The 16,934-nt window shown below is 62.7% G+C and carries 17 protein-coding genes and 3 pseudogenes; 10 read left to right on the top strand and 10 right to left on the bottom strand.

What is annotated here, in order from left to right; genetic code table 11:
- The first annotated feature begins 196 nt into the window (after window positions 1-196).
- From E3T29_RS11215 to pilO, 10 genes are all read left to right on the top strand, one after another.
- Window positions 197-1,867 (top strand): GspE/PulE family protein, encoded by a 1,671-nt coding sequence (locus tag E3T29_RS11215; RefSeq protein ID WP_134345495.1) that lies wholly within the window; start codon window positions 197-199, stop codon window positions 1,865-1,867.
- Window positions 1,868-1,885: 18 nt separating this feature from the next.
- Window positions 1,886-3,118 carry a type IV pilus twitching motility protein PilT gene (locus E3T29_RS11210; RefSeq protein ID WP_134345494.1) on the top strand — a complete coding sequence of 411 codons (1,233 nt, stop codon included), beginning with the start codon at window positions 1,886-1,888 and terminating at the stop codon, window positions 3,116-3,118.
- Window positions 3,115-4,344, top strand: coding sequence for a type II secretion system F family protein (locus E3T29_RS11205; protein ID WP_161498961.1), 1,230 nt, complete (start codon window positions 3,115-3,117; stop codon window positions 4,342-4,344). The genes E3T29_RS11210 and E3T29_RS11205 overlap by 4 nt, the downstream gene beginning before the upstream one ends.
- A gap of 144 nt (window positions 4,345-4,488) precedes the next feature.
- Entirely contained in the window at window positions 4,489-4,917 is a 429-nt protein-coding gene (locus tag E3T29_RS20555; protein WP_304997029.1) for a type IV pilin protein, read from the top strand.
- A gap of 109 nt (window positions 4,918-5,026) precedes the next feature.
- A complete protein-coding gene (locus tag E3T29_RS11195; protein ID WP_134345493.1) occupies window positions 5,027-5,458 on the top strand; it encodes a type II secretion system protein in 432 nt (143 codons plus the stop codon).
- Window positions 5,459-5,478: 20 nt separating this feature from the next.
- Complete coding sequence (locus tag E3T29_RS11190; protein ID WP_134345492.1) at window positions 5,479-6,033, top strand: hypothetical protein; 555 nt, start codon at window positions 5,479-5,481, stop codon at window positions 6,031-6,033.
- Window positions 6,024-7,430 carry a hypothetical protein gene (locus E3T29_RS11185; RefSeq protein WP_134345491.1) on the top strand — a complete coding sequence of 469 codons (1,407 nt, stop codon included), beginning with the start codon at window positions 6,024-6,026 and terminating at the stop codon, window positions 7,428-7,430. The genes E3T29_RS11190 and E3T29_RS11185 overlap by 10 nt, the downstream gene beginning before the upstream one ends.
- A 6-nt stretch (window positions 7,431-7,436) precedes the next feature.
- Window positions 7,437-8,525, top strand: coding sequence for a type IV pilus assembly protein PilM (gene pilM, locus E3T29_RS11180; protein ID WP_134345490.1), 1,089 nt, complete (start codon window positions 7,437-7,439; stop codon window positions 8,523-8,525).
- The gene (locus E3T29_RS11175; RefSeq protein WP_134345489.1) at window positions 8,522-9,190 is read left to right on the top strand and encodes a hypothetical protein; all 669 of its coding nucleotides are present in this window, start codon (window positions 8,522-8,524) and stop codon (window positions 9,188-9,190) included. Before pilM ends, E3T29_RS11175 begins: the two co-directional genes overlap by 4 nt.
- Window positions 9,187-9,834 carry a type 4a pilus biogenesis protein PilO gene (gene pilO, locus E3T29_RS11170; protein WP_134345488.1) on the top strand — a complete coding sequence of 216 codons (648 nt, stop codon included), beginning with the start codon at window positions 9,187-9,189 and terminating at the stop codon, window positions 9,832-9,834. The genes E3T29_RS11175 and pilO overlap by 4 nt, the downstream gene beginning before the upstream one ends.
- Here pilO and E3T29_RS11165 read toward each other — a convergent pair.
- The 10 genes and pseudogenes from E3T29_RS11165 to istA all read right to left on the bottom strand — a co-directional run bounded on the left by E3T29_RS11165 (window position 9,810) and on the right by istA (window position 16,647).
- Window positions 9,810-10,220: a PAS domain-containing protein gene (locus E3T29_RS11165; protein ID WP_134345487.1), complete on the bottom strand. Its 411-nt coding sequence runs from the start codon at window positions 10,218-10,220 to the stop codon at window positions 9,810-9,812. The genes pilO and E3T29_RS11165 overlap by 25 nt on opposite strands.
- Before the next feature lie 205 nt (window positions 10,221-10,425).
- The gene (locus E3T29_RS11160) at window positions 10,426-10,863 is read right to left on the bottom strand and encodes a hypothetical protein (protein WP_134345486.1); all 438 of its coding nucleotides are present in this window, start codon (window positions 10,861-10,863) and stop codon (window positions 10,426-10,428) included.
- A gap of 116 nt (window positions 10,864-10,979) precedes the next feature.
- Window positions 10,980-11,483: a hypothetical protein gene (locus E3T29_RS11155; protein WP_134345485.1), complete on the bottom strand. Its 504-nt coding sequence runs from the start codon at window positions 11,481-11,483 to the stop codon at window positions 10,980-10,982.
- Between the two features lie 238 nt (window positions 11,484-11,721).
- Window positions 11,722-11,925, bottom strand: a pseudogene (locus E3T29_RS11150) (integrase core domain-containing protein); the annotation flags it as partial.
- Window positions 11,926-11,932: 7 nt separating this feature from the next.
- Entirely contained in the window at window positions 11,933-12,247 is a 315-nt protein-coding gene (locus E3T29_RS20250; RefSeq protein ID WP_241987771.1) for a transposase, read from the bottom strand.
- A gap of 289 nt (window positions 12,248-12,536) precedes the next feature.
- A pseudogene (locus tag E3T29_RS20725) lies at window positions 12,537-12,782 on the bottom strand (transposase); the annotation flags it as partial.
- Window positions 12,688-12,975, bottom strand: coding sequence for a transposase (locus E3T29_RS20720; RefSeq protein WP_370449153.1), 288 nt, complete (start codon window positions 12,973-12,975; stop codon window positions 12,688-12,690). The gene E3T29_RS20720 and the pseudogene E3T29_RS20725, both read right to left, overlap by 95 nt.
- A gap of 621 nt (window positions 12,976-13,596) precedes the next feature.
- Window positions 13,597-13,915 (bottom strand): annotated as a pseudogene (locus tag E3T29_RS11140) (transposase); the annotation flags it as partial.
- A gap of 429 nt (window positions 13,916-14,344) precedes the next feature.
- Entirely contained in the window at window positions 14,345-15,094 is a 750-nt protein-coding gene (locus tag E3T29_RS11135) for an ATP-binding protein (RefSeq protein WP_134345483.1), read from the bottom strand.
- A complete protein-coding gene (gene istA, locus E3T29_RS11130) occupies window positions 15,091-16,647 on the bottom strand; it encodes an IS21 family transposase (RefSeq protein WP_134345482.1) in 1,557 nt (518 codons plus the stop codon). The genes E3T29_RS11135 and istA overlap by 4 nt, the downstream gene beginning before the upstream one ends.
- Between the last annotated feature and the right edge of the window lie 287 nt (window positions 16,648-16,934).

The raw sequence follows: 16,934 nt of genomic DNA, 5'->3' as shown, positions 1-16,934 counted from the left end.
CGCGTGCTGGCTTCGCGCGCCCGCCCCGCCGCCCGGGCCCACCGTAGGGAACCGGGTCCATGATCTATCCCGGTCCTACTTTCCGGGCCCGGGCCCGGAAAGTAGCCGGAGGGCGAAGGGAGGAGGACGGGAAACGGGGTGAAGAGACGTATACTCGGGTTCTACTGTAATTGTGCCCAGTTTGGGGGAGGCGTGTGTGGCAACCCTGACTGAGATTCTCATTCTGCACGGTCTGCTTCCGATCGAAGCTCTCGACACCCTGTTGGCGGGGGATCCGGCCGATGAGGGCGCCGTTCGGCGGCTTGTCGACAGCGGAATTATCACCGAACTGCAGTTCGCGAAGGCACGAGCCGCCCAGGCTAATCTTCCCTTTGTCGAACTGCTCGAGTATGCGGTCGAGGCGAGTGCCCTCGCCCTCGTGTCGCCGCTGGTCTGTCGACGACACGAAGTGCTGCCAATCGGAATTGAGGGCGGCCGGCTCGTGCTCGCAATGGTGGATCCCGGTAACGTGTTCGCGCTTGACGATGTCGGTGAGGCCTCTCGCATGCGAGTGTCTGCGGTGGTCGCCGAGCGCAGCGATCTGCTCGCGGCGATCGCTCGGTTCCATCGCGCCGACGACGAACTCAGCAACCTCACGACCACGCTTGAAGAAGAACACGACTCGATCCTGTCGACGCCTGATCCGAGCGATGAAGCCAGCGACGATGCTGCACCCATCGTGCGCTTCGTGAACCTGCTCGTGAGTCAGGCCATCCAGGACAAGGCCAGCGACATCCATATAGAGCCCGGGGAGGTCAGCCTGAGGGTGCGGTATCGCATCGACGGAGTGCTGCACGAGATGCCGAGCGCACCGAAGAGCATTCAGAACGGCGTCATCAGCCGCCTGAAAATCATGGCCGACATCGACATCGCGGAGCGTCGCAAACCGCAGGACGGCCGTATGTCGGTCAGTCACGGCGGCCGCAAGATTGACCTGCGCGTGGCGACCCTGCCGACCGTGTGGGGCGAGAAGGTCGTGATGCGAATCCTCGACAATTCGACCACGAGCATGGACCTGCGCGACCTGTCACTGCTCGACCACAACTACGACGCCTTCAAGACGGCCTACTCCAAGCCTTACGGCATGATCCTCGTGACCGGGCCGACCGGGTCGGGCAAATCGACGACCCTGTACACCACCCTCTATTCGGTGGCCCGACCGGAGATCAACGTGATCACGGTCGAAGATCCGGTGGAATACCGCATGGTCGGCATCAACCAGGTGCAGGTGAACCCGAAGGCGGGCCTCACCTTCGCGAGCGCACTCCGCAGCATTCTGCGTTGCGACCCCGACGTTGTTCTGCTCGGCGAGATTCGCGACCACGAAACCGCGCAGATTGCCATCGAGGCGGCACTCACCGGGCACCTTGTGCTCTCCACCCTGCACACCAACAACGCACCGAGCGCCATCACCCGCCTCACCGAAATGGGCATCGAACCCTTCCTCGTGGGGAGCGCGCTGGACTGCGTCGTCGCCCAGCGCCTGGCTCGACGCTTGTGCGACCGCTGCAAGATGCCTGACGGGCGCGACCGGGACGAGCTCGCACACCTGCGGTTTCCACTTGAGCCGGATCATCCGCTGCCCCTCATTTTTCAACCAAACGGATGCGCCAGCTGCTCCAATACCGGCTATCGCGGGCGTCTTGCCGTTCATGAGGTGATGACGGTAACCGAGGAGATCGAACGTCTGTGCGTCGCGCGTGCGTCCAGCGCCCTGATCAGCCACACGGCTCATGAGCAAGGCATGATCAGCCTCCGCGACGACGGCTGGGCCAAGGTCGGGCTCGGCCTCACCTCGGTGGACGAAATTCTTCGAGTGGTCGCGTAGGCCGAAAGGACAGTCACGATGAGTCAGGAAATTTACGAGATTCCGGTCACTCCGCCCGGCGTCGCCGCGGAGAGTTGGCCGCTCGACGATCCGAACCTCGACGTCGGGCCTGACCCGGCGCTCGTCGCGGCCCTGCGCGACGTCGTGCTGCAGGGTGCCTCGGACCTGCACGTCACGGCGGGAGCGCCGCCCTGCATCCGCATCGACGGCGGACTGCGGGCTATCGACGGGGCCGCCGTGTGGAAGCGCGACAAGGTTGCCACGGCGCTGTTCAGTCTGCTCACCCCCGAGCAGCGGCACCTGTTCGAGGACGAACTCGAGCTCGACTTCGCCTATACGACCACCGGAGCGAGGTTCCGGGTGAACTACTTTCAACAGCGCGGAAGTGTGGGCGGTGCCTTTCGCCTGATCCCGGGGGAAATCAAACAGCTGGGCGAGCTCGGTGTGCCGGATGCGGTCGCCCAGTTTGCACAGTTGGCCCGCGGCCTTGTGCTCGTCACCGGCCCTACCGGCTCGGGCAAATCCACGACCCTGGCAGCGCTCATCGACCTGGTCAATCGCACACGGGCCGACCACATCGTCACCGTCGAAGATCCAATCGAGTTTCTGCACCAGCACCACAAATCCTTGATCAATCAGCGTGAGGTCGGAAACGACACCCACAGTTTCGCGGCGGCGCTCAAGCACGTGTTGCGGCAGGACCCCGACGTGATTCTCATCGGTGAACTGCGCGACCTGGAAACCGTGTCGGTGGCCCTCACTGCGGCAGAGACCGGACACCTCGTTTTCGCAACTCTGCACACCCAGGATGCTGCCCAGACCATCGACCGCATCATCGACGTTTTCCCGCCCTACCAGCAGGGGCAGGTGCGCGCCCAACTCGCCGCCACCCTACAGGGCGTGGTCTGCCAGACCTTGGTGAAAAAGGTCGGTGGTGGCCGGGTCGTCGCTACGGAGATCCTCATCGTTACGCCGGCCGTCGCCAATCTCATTCGCGAGGGCAAGACGTACCAGATCGCCTCGGCCATGCAGGCGGGGAAAGCGCTGGGAATGCACACCATGGACCAGCACCTCGCCGAACTCGTCAACGCCGGTTTGATCACTCGCAAGGCCGCCGAGGACAAAGCTCAGGACCAGGACAGCCTCGCCCAGCTCATTCGCAAGACGGATGTCAGCGATCTCGCGGCCGGCCCATCGGGGTTTGACGGCATCGATTTCGGTGATTCGTACTCCACCAGGGAACCGCAATGACCACCGGCGGGGTCTTCGCCTACAAGGGTCGCACCGCAGTGGGAAAGATCGTCACGGGTCGGCTGGACGCCGCGTCTGAGAACGCGGCGATGGTGCGGATGCGCGGTATGGGGCTGGCGCCGATCTCGGTGACCGAGGTCACCGTCGGGACCGGGCTGAAGCGGGAGGTGCGGATCCCCGGTCTCAGCAAGGGCGTCGGGCTGAAAGACCTCGCGATCATGAGTCGCCAGATGGCGACCATGACCAGTGCCGGGTTGTCCCTGCTGCGCACCCTGAACATCCTCGCGGAGCAGACCGAGAACGCTCAGCTCGCGCGCATCCTGGCAACGATTCGATCCGAAGTGGAGACCGGGGCCGCGCTCTCCGAGGCGATGATCAAGCACACGGCAGTATTTCCACCCATCATGGTCAACCTGGTTCGCGCGGGGGAGACCGGCGGATTTCTCGAAAATTCACTCAACTCGGTGGCCGGAAATTTCGAGTCTGAGGTGAAATTGCGCGACACCATCAAGTCTGCTCTCGCGTACCCGGTGGTTGTGTTGATCATGGCGGTGCTGGCGGTGATCGGCATGTTGATCTTCATCGTGCCGGTTTTCGAGAAGATGTTCGCGGGGCTCGGTGGGGAGCTGCCGCTGCCCACTCAGATTCTCGTGGTGCTGTCGAAGATGATGGTCTGGCTGGGGCCGCTGCTGCTCGTGCTTGGTGCTGGGTTCGCGTACTGGTGGCGCGCCAACAAGAATTCCGAGGCGGTGCGCCGGCGGGTTGATCCGTTCAAGCTGCGACTTCCGGTGTTCGGACCGTTGCTCACGAAACTCGCCATTGCGCGTTTCAGCCGAAACTTCTCGACCATGATCGCTGCTGGCGTGCCCATCCTGCAGTCGCTCGCCATCGTCGGTGAGACCAGCGGGAACTGGGTGATTGAATCAGCGCTGCGCAAGGTAGCCGAATCGGTGCGCCAGGGCGGGTCGATCGCCGGGCCACTGGCGCAGGAGCCGATCTTTCCACCCATGGTCGTGCAGATGATCGCCGTCGGCGAAGACGCCGGCGCCCTCGAGCAGATGCTCGCCAAGGTTGCTGACTTCTACGACCAAGAGGTGCAGGCCACCACCGAGCAGCTCACGGCACTCATCGAGCCGCTCATGATCGCGTTCATCGGAGTGGTGATCGGCGGAATGATCGTCGCCCTGTATCTGCCCATGTTCAGCATCTTTGAATATGTAAAATAGCCGGTCAGAGAATGCTAAAACGAGTTTTCAAGTTACCCCCAATTAAGGGGTAGAAAACCGTAAGATCAAACCAAGTGAGATTTTGGCATTTCCCACTTACCCAATATCCCACAGTAATGCCACGGCAATAAGGAAACCACGCTCATGATCCGACCCATGATCCACCGCACCCTGCACGCACTCTCCCGCACCCGCACGGCAATTCGAGAACGGCAGCAGGGCTTCACCCTCATTGAGCTGCTCGTGGTCGTTCTCATTATCGGCGTGCTTGCCGCCGTGGCAATTCCGATCTTCCTCAACCAGCAGGAGGGCGCAAAGGACAGCGCTGTCAAGGCCCAGATCACCCAGGCGAAGACCGCTGTAGTGGCCGAGATCGTCACAAACGGTTTCCCCGCAAATCTTGCTGCCGCGAGCGCCTACACACCGAGTAATGACGTCACCGTCGTGCTGACCGGCTCCGCGACAGCGTTCTGCATCTCGGGCCAGTTCGATGGCTCGGCCCGCATCTTCGTCATCGACGATAACGGTGCTGCTCTGCAGGGGACCTGCGTCTCGAACGTCGCGACCCCGTAGCCGGTGCCGGGTGGGGTGTCACACGTGGCTCCCCGCCTGCCTCCGTCTGGTGGACCCACCGATCCATATATTTTCAGTGCACTGTTTCGATCGACCGAAGGGGGCGAGCATGCCCGATTCGCCGCGCCGCTCGCATTCGTGCAACGAGGGCGGATTCGGGGTGGTCGAAATTGTCGTGGCCATGTTCCTCATCGGGCTCTTGGCCGTTGCGTTTCTGCCGATTCTCGTGCAGAGTGCGCGCGTCTCCGACACGAACGTGACCATCGCCGAGGCGACTCAGGTCGTTGCCCAGCAACTGCAGCGGGTCGGGGCTGCCGGGTCGAGCTGCTCAGCGGTCAAGGCCGTCACCGCGAGTGTCCCGGCAGCAGTGGAAACGAAACGTGGTGCCCTGCAACCGCACTTGAGGCTCAACCTGCCGCCTTCCGACGTGTGCGCCGAACCGTACCTACGCGTCGTGCAGATGAGGGTGTGGGCATCGTCCGTCGGGTCGAACGACGAGTTGGCCGCTGCGGAAACCCTCATTCTGTTGGATGCGCCGTGACCGACAGTGGGCAATCCCCTGTGACGGACGCAGAATCGGGATTCACCCTGATCGAACTTCTCGTTTATATGAGTTTTGCTGTCGTTGTGCTCGTGATCATCGGCGGCATGCTGATCAGCTCGGTGGGAATCGAACGGGACGTGCGCAGCACGACCGAAGCGACCGACCTCGGACAGCTGATCAGCCGCTCGGTGCAGGTCGGGGTGCGTAACGCCTCGCAGGTCTCTCTGCAGAACAGTGATGGTGCTCAACTTCTCGTCGTTCGAACGGCGGGCCGCGGTGCAACGGTGGTGTGGTCGTGTCAAGCGTGGTTCTATACGTCGGATTCTGGCGGTTCTTTGTACACAAAGCGCACAACTCCAGCAAGTCACATCGCTGCGCCGGTTTCGGCCGACCTGGACAGCTGGATCAAGCTCGGCGTCGGTGTGAGCACAACCGGTGCCGCTGTCTTCGGCGGGGTCAACGATCGCATCACCGTTGACCTGAACCTGGCTGCGGGCGCGCAGGATGATGTAGTCGTCAACACGACGGTCACGCCGCGCACACTTGCGACGGTGGGTGCCCCGTGCCTGTAAATCAGAACGGCGCGAGCGTCGAGCGAGGCAGTGCGCTCATGGCCGTCATCGGCGTTATGGGGGTAATGATCGTTATCACCCTGACCCTGACCACGGCCACGCTCTACTCGCTTGATTTCACCCGCAGCACTCGTGCCTCCGTGCAATCGGTTGCCGCCGCCGAAAGCGGTGTCAGCGCGGCCGAACTCAGTTTGACCCAGGGCACCTGCCAGCCCAGCTACTCGCGATCCTCGCCGCAATTCACAGCCGACGTGGCGTATTCCCTGAGCTCGACCGACGACGTATGGGTGGCGGGCTGCCCCGCCGCCGGCGTCCAGGCTGTGCGTTTGCGCGTTGAGTCAACCGGAAGCTCGTTGACCGGGTCAGCGTCGGATCGAGCTCGGGTCGAGGCGATCTTCGAGTACGAGTCGGCAGTGCCCCCGGGCGTGCAGCCGAGTGGCGCGGCCATGTACCTCTATGGCGGTGTCGTGTTTATGAACAATGCCGACCTGCTCGTGGCCGAGTCGGGTCGGGCGGCCATCCAGGTAAAGAACGGAAACGTATCGTGCTCCAATAACACCGTGATCGAGGGTGATGTCGTCGTTTCGGCCGGCAACCTCAATATCAGCGGATGCTCCATCGAGGGCAACGCGTGGGCCACCGGCGCCGCGACACTCGGCGCCGTAACGGGCAACCTCACCGCGGCGAGCGTGAACCTGACAGCGGACCAACGAGCTAGCAGGATCGGCGGCGTCTATACGCGCTATACCGTCGGAACACCGATTCCCACAGTGCCGCCCTGGGTCGATCTCAACTACACACCGAGCGACTGGATCGACGCAAGCGGAGTGCCTTATAAGGTCGCGTCAATCGGTGCTGGCTGCACCATCGATGCGACGACCCTATCTGCGGCCGCGAACGGCGGCAAACCCGTCATTATCAACGCCCTGGCTGCGTGTGCCTCCGGTGTCACCGCAGCCGGCACGGTAAAGCTCAGCTCCGATGTCGTGATATTCGCCAATAAATTCACCTTCGTCAACAACGTGCATTTTCAGTCCTCGTCGACGTCTCGACACAAAGTCTGGTTCATCACGCCCGACCTGGTGGCCGACAATCTGCCCACCTGTGGTGCGTCGCAGGGGGACTTCTTGATGAAGAACAGTTTCACGGTAGCGTCCACACTCGACGCCATGACCTACACACCCTGCCGGTTCAACGCGATGAATACTTTCGAGTGGCGCGGCCAGCTCTACGCGAACGGGGCCAACGATTTCAAGAACAATACCCGGTTCGAATCTGCCCCGCTCGGCCTGCCGGGAATCGACCTCGACACGGGCACGGTGACCGTCGCCGGCTCGGCTGGCACTGTTCCGCGCCTGGGAAACATGACGTCAATGAGGGACCTGAGTGATGGATAGCACACCATGACGCGCCACGTCGTCGGCATCGATATCGGTCGTGCATCGTTGCGGGCGGTCGAACTGGCCGATGCCGGCCGGGAGCAGCCGACCATTATGCGCTTCCATGAGGCGGCGCTGCCCGACGGCGCCGTGGGACGCGGCGAGGTACTCGAGCCCAACACGGTCGCCTCACAGCTGAAACGGCTGTGGGCGGGCGGCAAATTCACCACCAAGAATGTTGTCATCGGTATGGGCAACCATCGGGTGGTTGCTCGAGACCTGACTGTTCCGGCGCAGTCGATTCGCAGCATCCGTGAGTCGTTGCCGTTTCAGGTGCAGAACCTGCTCTCCGTTCCGGTGTCGGAGGCCCTGCTCGACTTTTACCCGATCAAGGCCGTGCCCGGTGATGGCCAATCGGGGCCGCAGCTCAACGGACTCCTGATCGCCGCGGTCAAGGAAGTGGTTTTGCGTAACGTTCGGGCGGTGCAACTGGCCGGACTCAACCCGGTCGCGGTCGATTTGATTCCGTTTGCCCTCAGCCGCGCTATTCGTCGGGGTGGCCCCACCGACGATGTGGTGGCGCAGATCGACGTCGGAGCCGGGACAACGAGCATCGTGATCACTGCGGCCGGAGTGCCCCAGTTCGTGCGGCTCATTCCGGCCGGTGGTGACGACGTCACCCAGGCGCTCACCGCTCGGCTCGACCTGCCCGTCGAACAAGCCGATGCCCTCAAACGCGCCTCCAGCATCGGCTCAAGCGGGCCGTTCCCGGGTGGGTCAGCGGATGCCGCTGAGCTGGCCGATACCGCGGCGACCGCCGCGCTCGTCATTCACGAGGGCGTGAGCGAACTGCTCGCCAGCCTGCGCAACACCGTGAACTACTTCATCCACACCCGGAGCGACCTGCCCGTGACCCGTATCGTTCTGACCGGGGGCGGAGCACGGCTGGGCGGGTTCGCCGCGCAACTCGGCGAGCTCACTCGCCTTCCGGTCGTAGCGCCGAACCCAACCGGCGGTCTCACCGTGGGCCGTGGCCTCGACGCTCTGCGGCTGGCAAATTCCGGTGGGGACTATCTCGTCGCGCTCGGTCTCGCATTGGGACGCACTCCATGAGCGCCCAGAACGCCGATCACGACCCGATCATCGGCGGTGAGCCCCGGGTCGACCTGTTGCCGCCCGAAGTCACGGCGGAACAGAAGGGACGTCGGCTCCGGCGGGCGCTCGCCGTCGCGGTCGTCGCCGTGGTCATCGCGACGGGCTCCGGTATCGCGGCCGCCACCTGGGAAGCCGAACGCAGCCAGGCCAGCCTGGCTGTCGTACAGGCCCGCACGACCGAGCTGCTGGCCGCGCAGGGTGAATACATCGAGGTGCGGCGGGCGCAGGAGGAGGTCGACGCGACCCTCGCGGCTCGCCGTCTGGCGGCATCCGTTGATATTGACTGGACCGCATATCTGCAGCAGATCCGTGCCCGCCTGCCCGGTGACGTTGTGATTGGCGCGGTGACCCTCGACGCGGGTTCGCCCTGGGCTCCATATCTGCAAGCGACGGCGCCGCTGCAGCCGCACCGCGTAGCCGCCATCAACCTCACACTGACCAGTGCGACCCTGCCGAGCATTCCCGACTGGCTCGACGCGATGGCGACCCTGCCCGGGTACGCGGACAGCGCCCCGACCCGGGTGGCGCTGCTCGACTCCGGGGCGTACGAGGTCAGCCTTACCCTGCACGTCAACGGCGAGGCGTTCTCGAACCGATTCGCCGACCAGGAGGGTAACGGATGACGCCGACGAAGTGGTGGCTGGTGGGCGCGATGCTCGTCATCGTGCTCGTCATGCTGGCCGGGTACACGCTCGGCATCTCGCCCAAACTCGACGAGTTGAGCGAGGCCCGCACGACTCGCAGCGCGGCGCTGGCGCAGAATGAGGTGTATGACCTGCAGCTCGCGGCACTGCAACGTCAATTCGACGGCCTCGAAACGGTGCAGGACGAACTCGCGGTGCTGCGGGAGGCGATCCCGGGCGGTGCGGCGCTGCCCACTCTGATCGGCCAGCTGGATGGCATCGCCGGTCGAACATCCGTCACCCTGACCGAATTCTCCTCGGCCGACGCGATGCCGTATCTGCCGGTCGTCGCGCTGCCCGACACCGCTTCCGGCGTCGATCCCACGACGGCAGCGGATGCTTCGGCCGCGCCGTCCGCCGCGTCGAGTCCACTGGTCACGGCGGAGAACTTCGTCGCCGTGCCGATCACGATCGCCGTCACCGGAAATTTCGACGCCGTGCTGGAATTTCTTGACGGCCTGCAAAACGGCCAGCGCCTGATGACCGTGACGTCGTTCAGCACGAGCGCAGCCAGCGCCGAGGCTCCCGACCGGGTGACCGGCCAGATCGCGGGGATCGTCTACGTTCTGCTGAATGGTGAATGAGACGTTCGTTCGGTCAGCGGTGCGAAACCAAGGTGGGCTGCACCGTTGGCGCGGGCACCCTCCAGCAGCCGGGCTGCGACCTCGACCAGTACGGCGTCGCCGGCCAGGTGGCCGACCAGAACGCCGTTGTCATAGGTCGGCGCTGAATGTACCTGCACCCAGTTCACCTGGCCGTTCGGTGTGCGAAACCGCAGACTGGTCTGGTACGCCGTGCCGTCGGCCGCGTGCACGGCCCATTCGCTGCCCACCCGCTCGGTGTCATCGGGGTGCATGGCAGCGGCCCATCCGGAGCCCTGGGACTGCTCGGGGGTGAGTCCGCTAAGCGCCAGCCACTGGTCGTTCGCGGTGAGCAGGCCTCCGGTCGAATCCAGCTGCACGATCCCCACCGGGACTGTCTCTTAAACGGTGTTTCCGGCCTGACGCGCTGGACCTGGGTCTGGCGGGAAAGGTGCCGTGATGGCGAGCGGGACGCTGATGGCGGCGATTCTCCCGCCGAACCTCAGAAGTGGGGCGGCACCTTGCTGCGTCAATACTCCATGCCGGGCTTGAGACCGTCCTCCAGTTCGAAACAGGGCGAGAAGGAGTCGATTTTCAGAGTCTTCCCAGAGTCCCGACCCCCGCGCTGTAGGAGTCTCCCTGTGTCGCGATCATGTCTACCCGGAGTGTGCCGCCGCGAACGGCTTTTCGTTCCACGGTCACCCCGGGCTTTTGCTCCCACGCGGATGCGATCGCGTCGATGAGCTCCTCGCCATTCACCTCACCGATCAAAGTGAGGGTCGTGAGGCCGGGCCAGGTATATCCGCCCGCCGAACATCCCATGAGGTGTGCCGTCGTGAACTGAGACTGATCGCCCACATTTTGCGCTGGGACAAGGGCCGCAGCCTCGTCCTCCATCGCCATCGCGATGCCCTTAGCTGTCTGCAGATCCATCATCGCCTCACTTTCCGGGTCCGTCGACGTACACGACGCCAACACTGCTGTCAGCGCGACAATCCCGACGATGGCCGCCCATTTTCCTGTGGGATTCATCCGTAAATCAGCTCCTCAAGATCTACAAGGACCAGTCGATTGTTCACATCCGGAGAGGCCTAGGTTGTTGCTGTCAATCGGAAAGCCCTGCCTCATGGAGGACCCGGACGACTCAATCAATACTGCATGCCAGGCTTCGTGCCGCCCTCCAGCTCGAAACACGGCGAGAAGGAGGTGATTTGAAGTTCGGTGCCGGGAGCCCAAATCGACGCACTATAAAAGTCTCCCTGAACGCCCGTCATGTCTACCCTCGGTGCGCCCTGCCTGGTCTTGCGTCGCTCCACGACCACTCCGTCCTTCTGCTCCCACGCGGAGGCAATAACATCGATCATCGCCTCCGCATCGACATCACCGACCAGAGTGACAGTCGTTCGACCAGGCCAAGCCAACGTGTCATTCGCGCAGCCCAACAAATAGGTCATCTGCAACTGAGACTGGTCGCCCACATTCTCGGAAGGAACGAGTGCAGCGGTCTCGTCCTCTAATGCCATCGCGATGCCCTTCGCTGTCTGGAGATCCATGGTCGTCTCGCTTCCCTGATTTGTCGGCGCACATGAAGTCAGTACGGCTATAAGAATGAGCAATCCAGTAATTGCCGTCGTCTTGCCCTGGCGATTCATCCGTAAATCAGCTCCTGTAGGTCCACAAGAACCTCTTGATTATTCAAATCGTCGGTGGCGACGAGGTTGTGATTGTCCAACGGTACGCTCGGGTTCAATATCAACGCCCCTTCCCCATCCATTGAGATGAAGGGCTTCGGGCCTTGGTAGAAAGGCCCGGCATCGAAGGCGCCGTTGGAGCGCGGGTTGTTCCCTGACCTGCCGCGGGTATTTCGGACAGCGGAATTAGTGGATTTTTCTACGCTGCCAGTGCTGGCTGTTGATAACCATAGTGGACTTCATTGGGCCGGCGATATCCGAGTGCGGAGTGCCGGCGGCGGCTGTTGTAAGACCCTTCGATATATCGGATGACGTCGCTGCGAGCTTGTGATTTCGTGGCATAGGTAGTGCGATAGACGCGCTCGTTCTTGAGCATTGAGAAGAAACTTTCGGCCATGCTGTTGATGCCCCTATGTTGTCAATTCGTGCTGCGCCGGGTTTTTGTGCTGGTCGGGGATGGTTTTCAGGATGGTGAAGATTTCGCGTGCGAGGTATCGTTTGAGGCAGCGGATGACGTCTCGCTTGCTTTTCCCTTGTTCGGTGCGGTGCTGTAGGTAGTTTTGGGTGGTTTCATCCCATCGAAGTCTCGTCAGCACGATTCGATACAGGGCTGCGTTGGTTTGGCGGTTCCCACCGCGATTGAGGCGCCGCTTCGTCGTTTTCCCTGACGAGAACTCGACCGGGCTGACGCCGCAGAGCGCTGCGAATGCGGCTTCGTTCTTCATTCTTCATTCTTTCGGGATTGTCGCCGACGGCGATGAGTAGCGCAGCGGCGCTGTCGTAGCCGACACCGGGGCGGTCTAGGAGCTCGGGCGCGCAGGCTGTCACCGTTCGTGTCATGGCCGTTTCCAGGCGGCTGAGCTGCTGAGTGAGGTGGTGGATGCGGGTGGCAAGTTCACTCATGAGCATTCGTTCGACGGTGCTGGGCAGTAGCAGTGCGCAGGCTCGGCTGAGGGCTTTGGTGCTGAGTCCACGGAGCTGATCGCGCAGTGCTGGCTCCGCTCCGACAACGAGGCCTGTGAGCTGGTTGATCGCAGTCGTTCGTGCCTTCACTGCTGACGATTTCACCAACCGCATGTGGCGTAGTTCTTCGGCGGCACCGATACCTGTTTTCGGCGTGGCCAAGGACCGGCCGGCGAGGACTGCCCGGGCCGCGGCTTCAGCGTCAACGGCATCTGTTTTTCCGGCTTTGCGCCGCAGTGCTCGGTCTGGTTGATTCACCTCGAACACTGTCACGTTTTGGGTTTGGAGGTATTTCATCAGCGCGAAAACCGTACGAGCCGGTGCATTCGATACCGGCCGCGTTCACGTCCCCGAACCGGTGGGCCCACTCCAAAGTCGCTGCATAGCCATCGCGTGTCGTCGGGAAGCTGTGGGTCGCTAGAAGAACTCCCGTGATCGTCAGGATCGCCGCGACGTGGACATCCTTGTGTGTGTCTACGCCAAGGATCACCCCTTCGCCGTGGAGCGCTGGTCACGACTTTCGGGGGTGCTTCAGAACAGATGACCTCATGGCTGCCTTTCGTGGGGGTTGACGAGCAATTCCACGAGAGAAAGTCAGTCAGGACTGTGACGATCCACGCAGGCAGCGAACGCCCACGGAAAGGCCCCTATTGGGACATGGCTGGGCCAGGTGAAATTCAGGCACCAGACCCGGTCGCGGCCGACAGATCAACGCAAGGACACGCCGGCGATGAGGCCGGCTGTCAATCCCAACACGGGTCAAGCCGCGACCTGGCCTGATGGGTTGATCGTCTCACAATCCCAGCAAATACCGGTCAATCCCATCGAGCGTGTGATGCCATTCTCGGCAGCGAACGCGGTGATCTGAGCGGAGGCATATTGGGGTTGGGAGTGGTAATGGACCCAGATCGTACGATAAGGCCGACGAACCCAATGGCGGCCCGGGATTCTGGAAGGGCTGTACTAAAAAAGTTGACATACATGGCTTACCGGTATTGATTCTCGGCACGAGTTATCGACCCTAATTTAGCGCCGTGTCGCTGGGCATGCTTCTCCCGCCTGCAACCCAACAACCCTTAGCGCACGTTTCGTTCCGGTGCTACTCAGACCCCGGCACCAGGCGCGGGATGAAGCTCCCGCCACGGTCCCCGGGGAATGTCCAAATCGAGTGCACCGACCTCAGCGTCGCCCACTTTGGGCGTGGAACCATTACGAGAATTCGGATAGAACCGGGCTTCTGGGTCGCCCTTCTCGTAGCGGAGGTGCTCGGTCAGCTCGATCTGCAACCCGCGTTCGAGGGCCGCTTCGATCAGGCCGGGCACGAACCCGTCCTCGCCCGTGAGCTGGATTTGGCCGGCATCGATCTTCGAGAACAGCGAATCCAACGCGCCGCTCTCGCGGAGGTCATCGATCGCCTTCGCCGTCTGCAGCTGAGACGGGGACCGCGGTGCCTTGCGCAACTCGTTTCGATTCGTCATGACCATGAGTATCACTCCTTCGAGCAGTCGATCCGCAACGCCTTACACAGGCCATCTGACACCCTCGCCTTGGTTCGAGCAGGTCTTCCGGACCCTCTCAACTCGGGCCCAGTTCACGGGCTCAGTGCACCCATCCAATCACTGCGACAGGCTCCGCTGTCGGCCCCATTCGAGTCTTCATCGTCACATCATCCAGTGTCGTCATGACGGCACCCTCCCCGCCGAACTCACGCTCAGTGTGTCTGGTGAGTATTTGAGGCTTTGAGCACCACCCAATCGTGCGGTTCAGCACCACCGATCGTGCGGTTCAGCACCACCGATCGTGCGGGAGAGCGCCAGTGGTGGTGTGGTTGGGAGCCACTGGCGCCCGCCCGTCCTGGATTAGGCGTTGACCAGGGCGGTGTGTTCCCTCATGTTGTAGGTGCCGGTCTCGACCCAGACCGTGTTGTGGATGATCCGGTCCATGATCGCGTCCGCGTGAACGCCGGAGCCGAGGCGCTGGTGCCAGTCTTTCTGCGAGTACTGCGTGCAGAACACCGTTGACGTTTCTCCGTAGCGGCGCTCCATCAACTCCAGCAACATGCCGCGCATTGATTCCGTCGGCCGGTCCAGCAACCACTCGTCAACAACGAGCAACGTGAATGCGGCGTATTTGCGGAGGAACTTGCCGGACCCGCCGGGGCTGTCTTGCGCGGCGACCCAGGCTTCTTCGAGGTCGGGCATGCGGACGTAGTGGGCGCGGATGCGATGCTCGCAGGCGCGTTTGGCGATCGCGCAGCCCAGATACGACTTCCCCGACCCGGTGAATCCTTGGAAGACGACGTTCTGCTGCCGGGTCACGAAGGAGCAGGTGCCGAGCTGGGTTAGTAGCTCCCGGTTGAGGCTGCGTTCGTCGAGCAGGTCGATGCGGCGCAGGTCAGCGTTTGGGTAACGCAGCCCCGCCCGCCGGATCAAACCCTCCACTTTGGAGTGCGTGAAGGTGGAATAGGCATCATCCACGACCAGCCGCACTCGCTCTTCAAACGGCATGTCGATGCTGAGTGTCTCGTCCTGACTGTCGATCGCTTCGAGGAGCTCGCCGGCGTTCATTTCGCGCAACTTGCGTTTGGTCTCCCCGTCCAGCCGGCTCATCGGGTGCCGCCGGCGTAGTAGGCGCTGCCGCGGACATAGCCGCCGCCATCCGCCTCGGATTCATCGGGGACGTTCCCCGTTTTGTCTTGCCCGGTGTCGAGAATCGGCCGCAGGTGCGCATACCGCGGAGAGCGGATCGGCCCCCGCAACGCCAGCTCGCAGGCCGCCTCAACCCGGGTCGGAGAGAACCGGCGCGACAGACGCAGCACCGCCAAGGCCGGATCGTAGCCGGCCTCCTCGATCGAGGCGGCTTCGAAGATCTTGCCGATCACCGTCACTGTGGCCGGGCCCATCCGGGCTGCCCAGTCGTCGATCCGGACCCGGTCCCAGGCCTGCCAGCTCCGCCCCTCGGGCAGGTCAGCATCGTTGGTCTGATACCGATTCGCCGTGCTGGCCGGCAAAAGCAGGTGGCTGGTCAGGCGCTCATCAGCCCGATAGACCTCCAACATCGTGTCCGTCACGCGAAGGTCAACGAGGGCACCGATGTGACCGATGGGGACCGAGTAGAAGTTCTTCGCCCAGACCACGTGAGCATTCTTGCCCACCTTGCGTTTGTAGGACCACGTGCTGATCTCGAACGAGGCCGCCGGCAGCGGTTGCATCAACGGCTTCTCCTCCGCGATGAACACGCTCAGCCGAGACCCGTCCCGTTTCTGGAACGGCTGCCGGTTATAGGCATCGATCTGCTCAGCGACCCGGACCCGCAACTGAGGCAGGGACGTGAACTGCTCGTGCCTGAGGCCAGCGATCACCCAGGTCGCCACGTGGGAGACCGTGTTCTCGACACTGGCTTTGTCTTTTGGTGCCCGGACACGGCCCGGCAGCACCGCGGCTGAGTAGTGCGCTGCGATCTCGCGGTAGGCGTCGTTGAGAACGACCTCGCCCTCACGCGGGTGGGAGATCACCCCGGTCTTCAAGTTGTCCGGCACCAGGCGTGGCACGCTGCCGCCAAAGAAAGCGAACATCGCCGTGTGGGCGCGCAGCCACGACTCCTGTCGCATATCCAACGTGGCTTCCACGAACGCATACCGGCTAAACGGCAGACAAGCGACGAACAAATACACCTTCGAGATTTCGCCCGTGGTCGGATCCAGCAGCTGCATCGTGGGTCCCGACCAGTCGACCTCGATGCTGCGGCCGGCCTTGTGGCCAACACGGGACGACGCGCCAGTCACGGCGGCGTAGTCGCCATAGAGCCGGCAGAACCGGTCGTAACTCATCACGGCCTGCCCGGCACGCGACGACGCGTCGACATACTCCTGGTGCAAAAGCTTCAACGTCACTCCCACCCGAGCCAGCTCGGTGTGCACCCGGGGCCAGTCCGGCTGCGCAAAGACACTCTCCCGGACCCCGCGGCCAGGAAACAACGCCGCATAGACCTCCGCCTCGGGCATCTCCTCGACATCGTTCCAACCGAGACCCAGCCGGTCCGCCGCATCAAGGACCGCCTGAATGCTGTGCCGGGACATCCCGTGAGTAGACTCAATCGCTCGTCGCGACAAGCTTTGATTACGTAGCTGCAACACCAGCTTCGCTTTGATCTTCCGTACCATTACCAGTACTCCTTCCACCACGTGGCCATCACATGGTGGAAGGAGCCTTTCAGGTGGTGCTCAACCACGCCGGTAGTGGTGCTGAACAGCGCGCATCAGCAATCTGAACAGTGGCGCTCACCCGCAACGCAGGTGGAGCCCACAGAAGCCAATATTCAGTCTGGCACGAAACACCATTTAAAAGACAGACCCTTCGTCAGCAACGGCTCCTGTCGACACAGTGGGTGCAGGGAACATTTGGCAGTGGAGGCCTGTTCTACGTGACGTGGCTCGCTCCGACCGCAAGC

It is taken from the genome of Cryobacterium sp. TMT1-66-1 (assembly GCF_004403435.1).
Taxonomy (GTDB): domain Bacteria; phylum Actinomycetota; class Actinomycetes; order Actinomycetales; family Microbacteriaceae; genus Cryobacterium; species Cryobacterium flavum.
The sequence above is the reverse complement of the archived record's forward strand: the minus strand, read 5'-3'. Positions and strand labels throughout refer to the sequence as shown.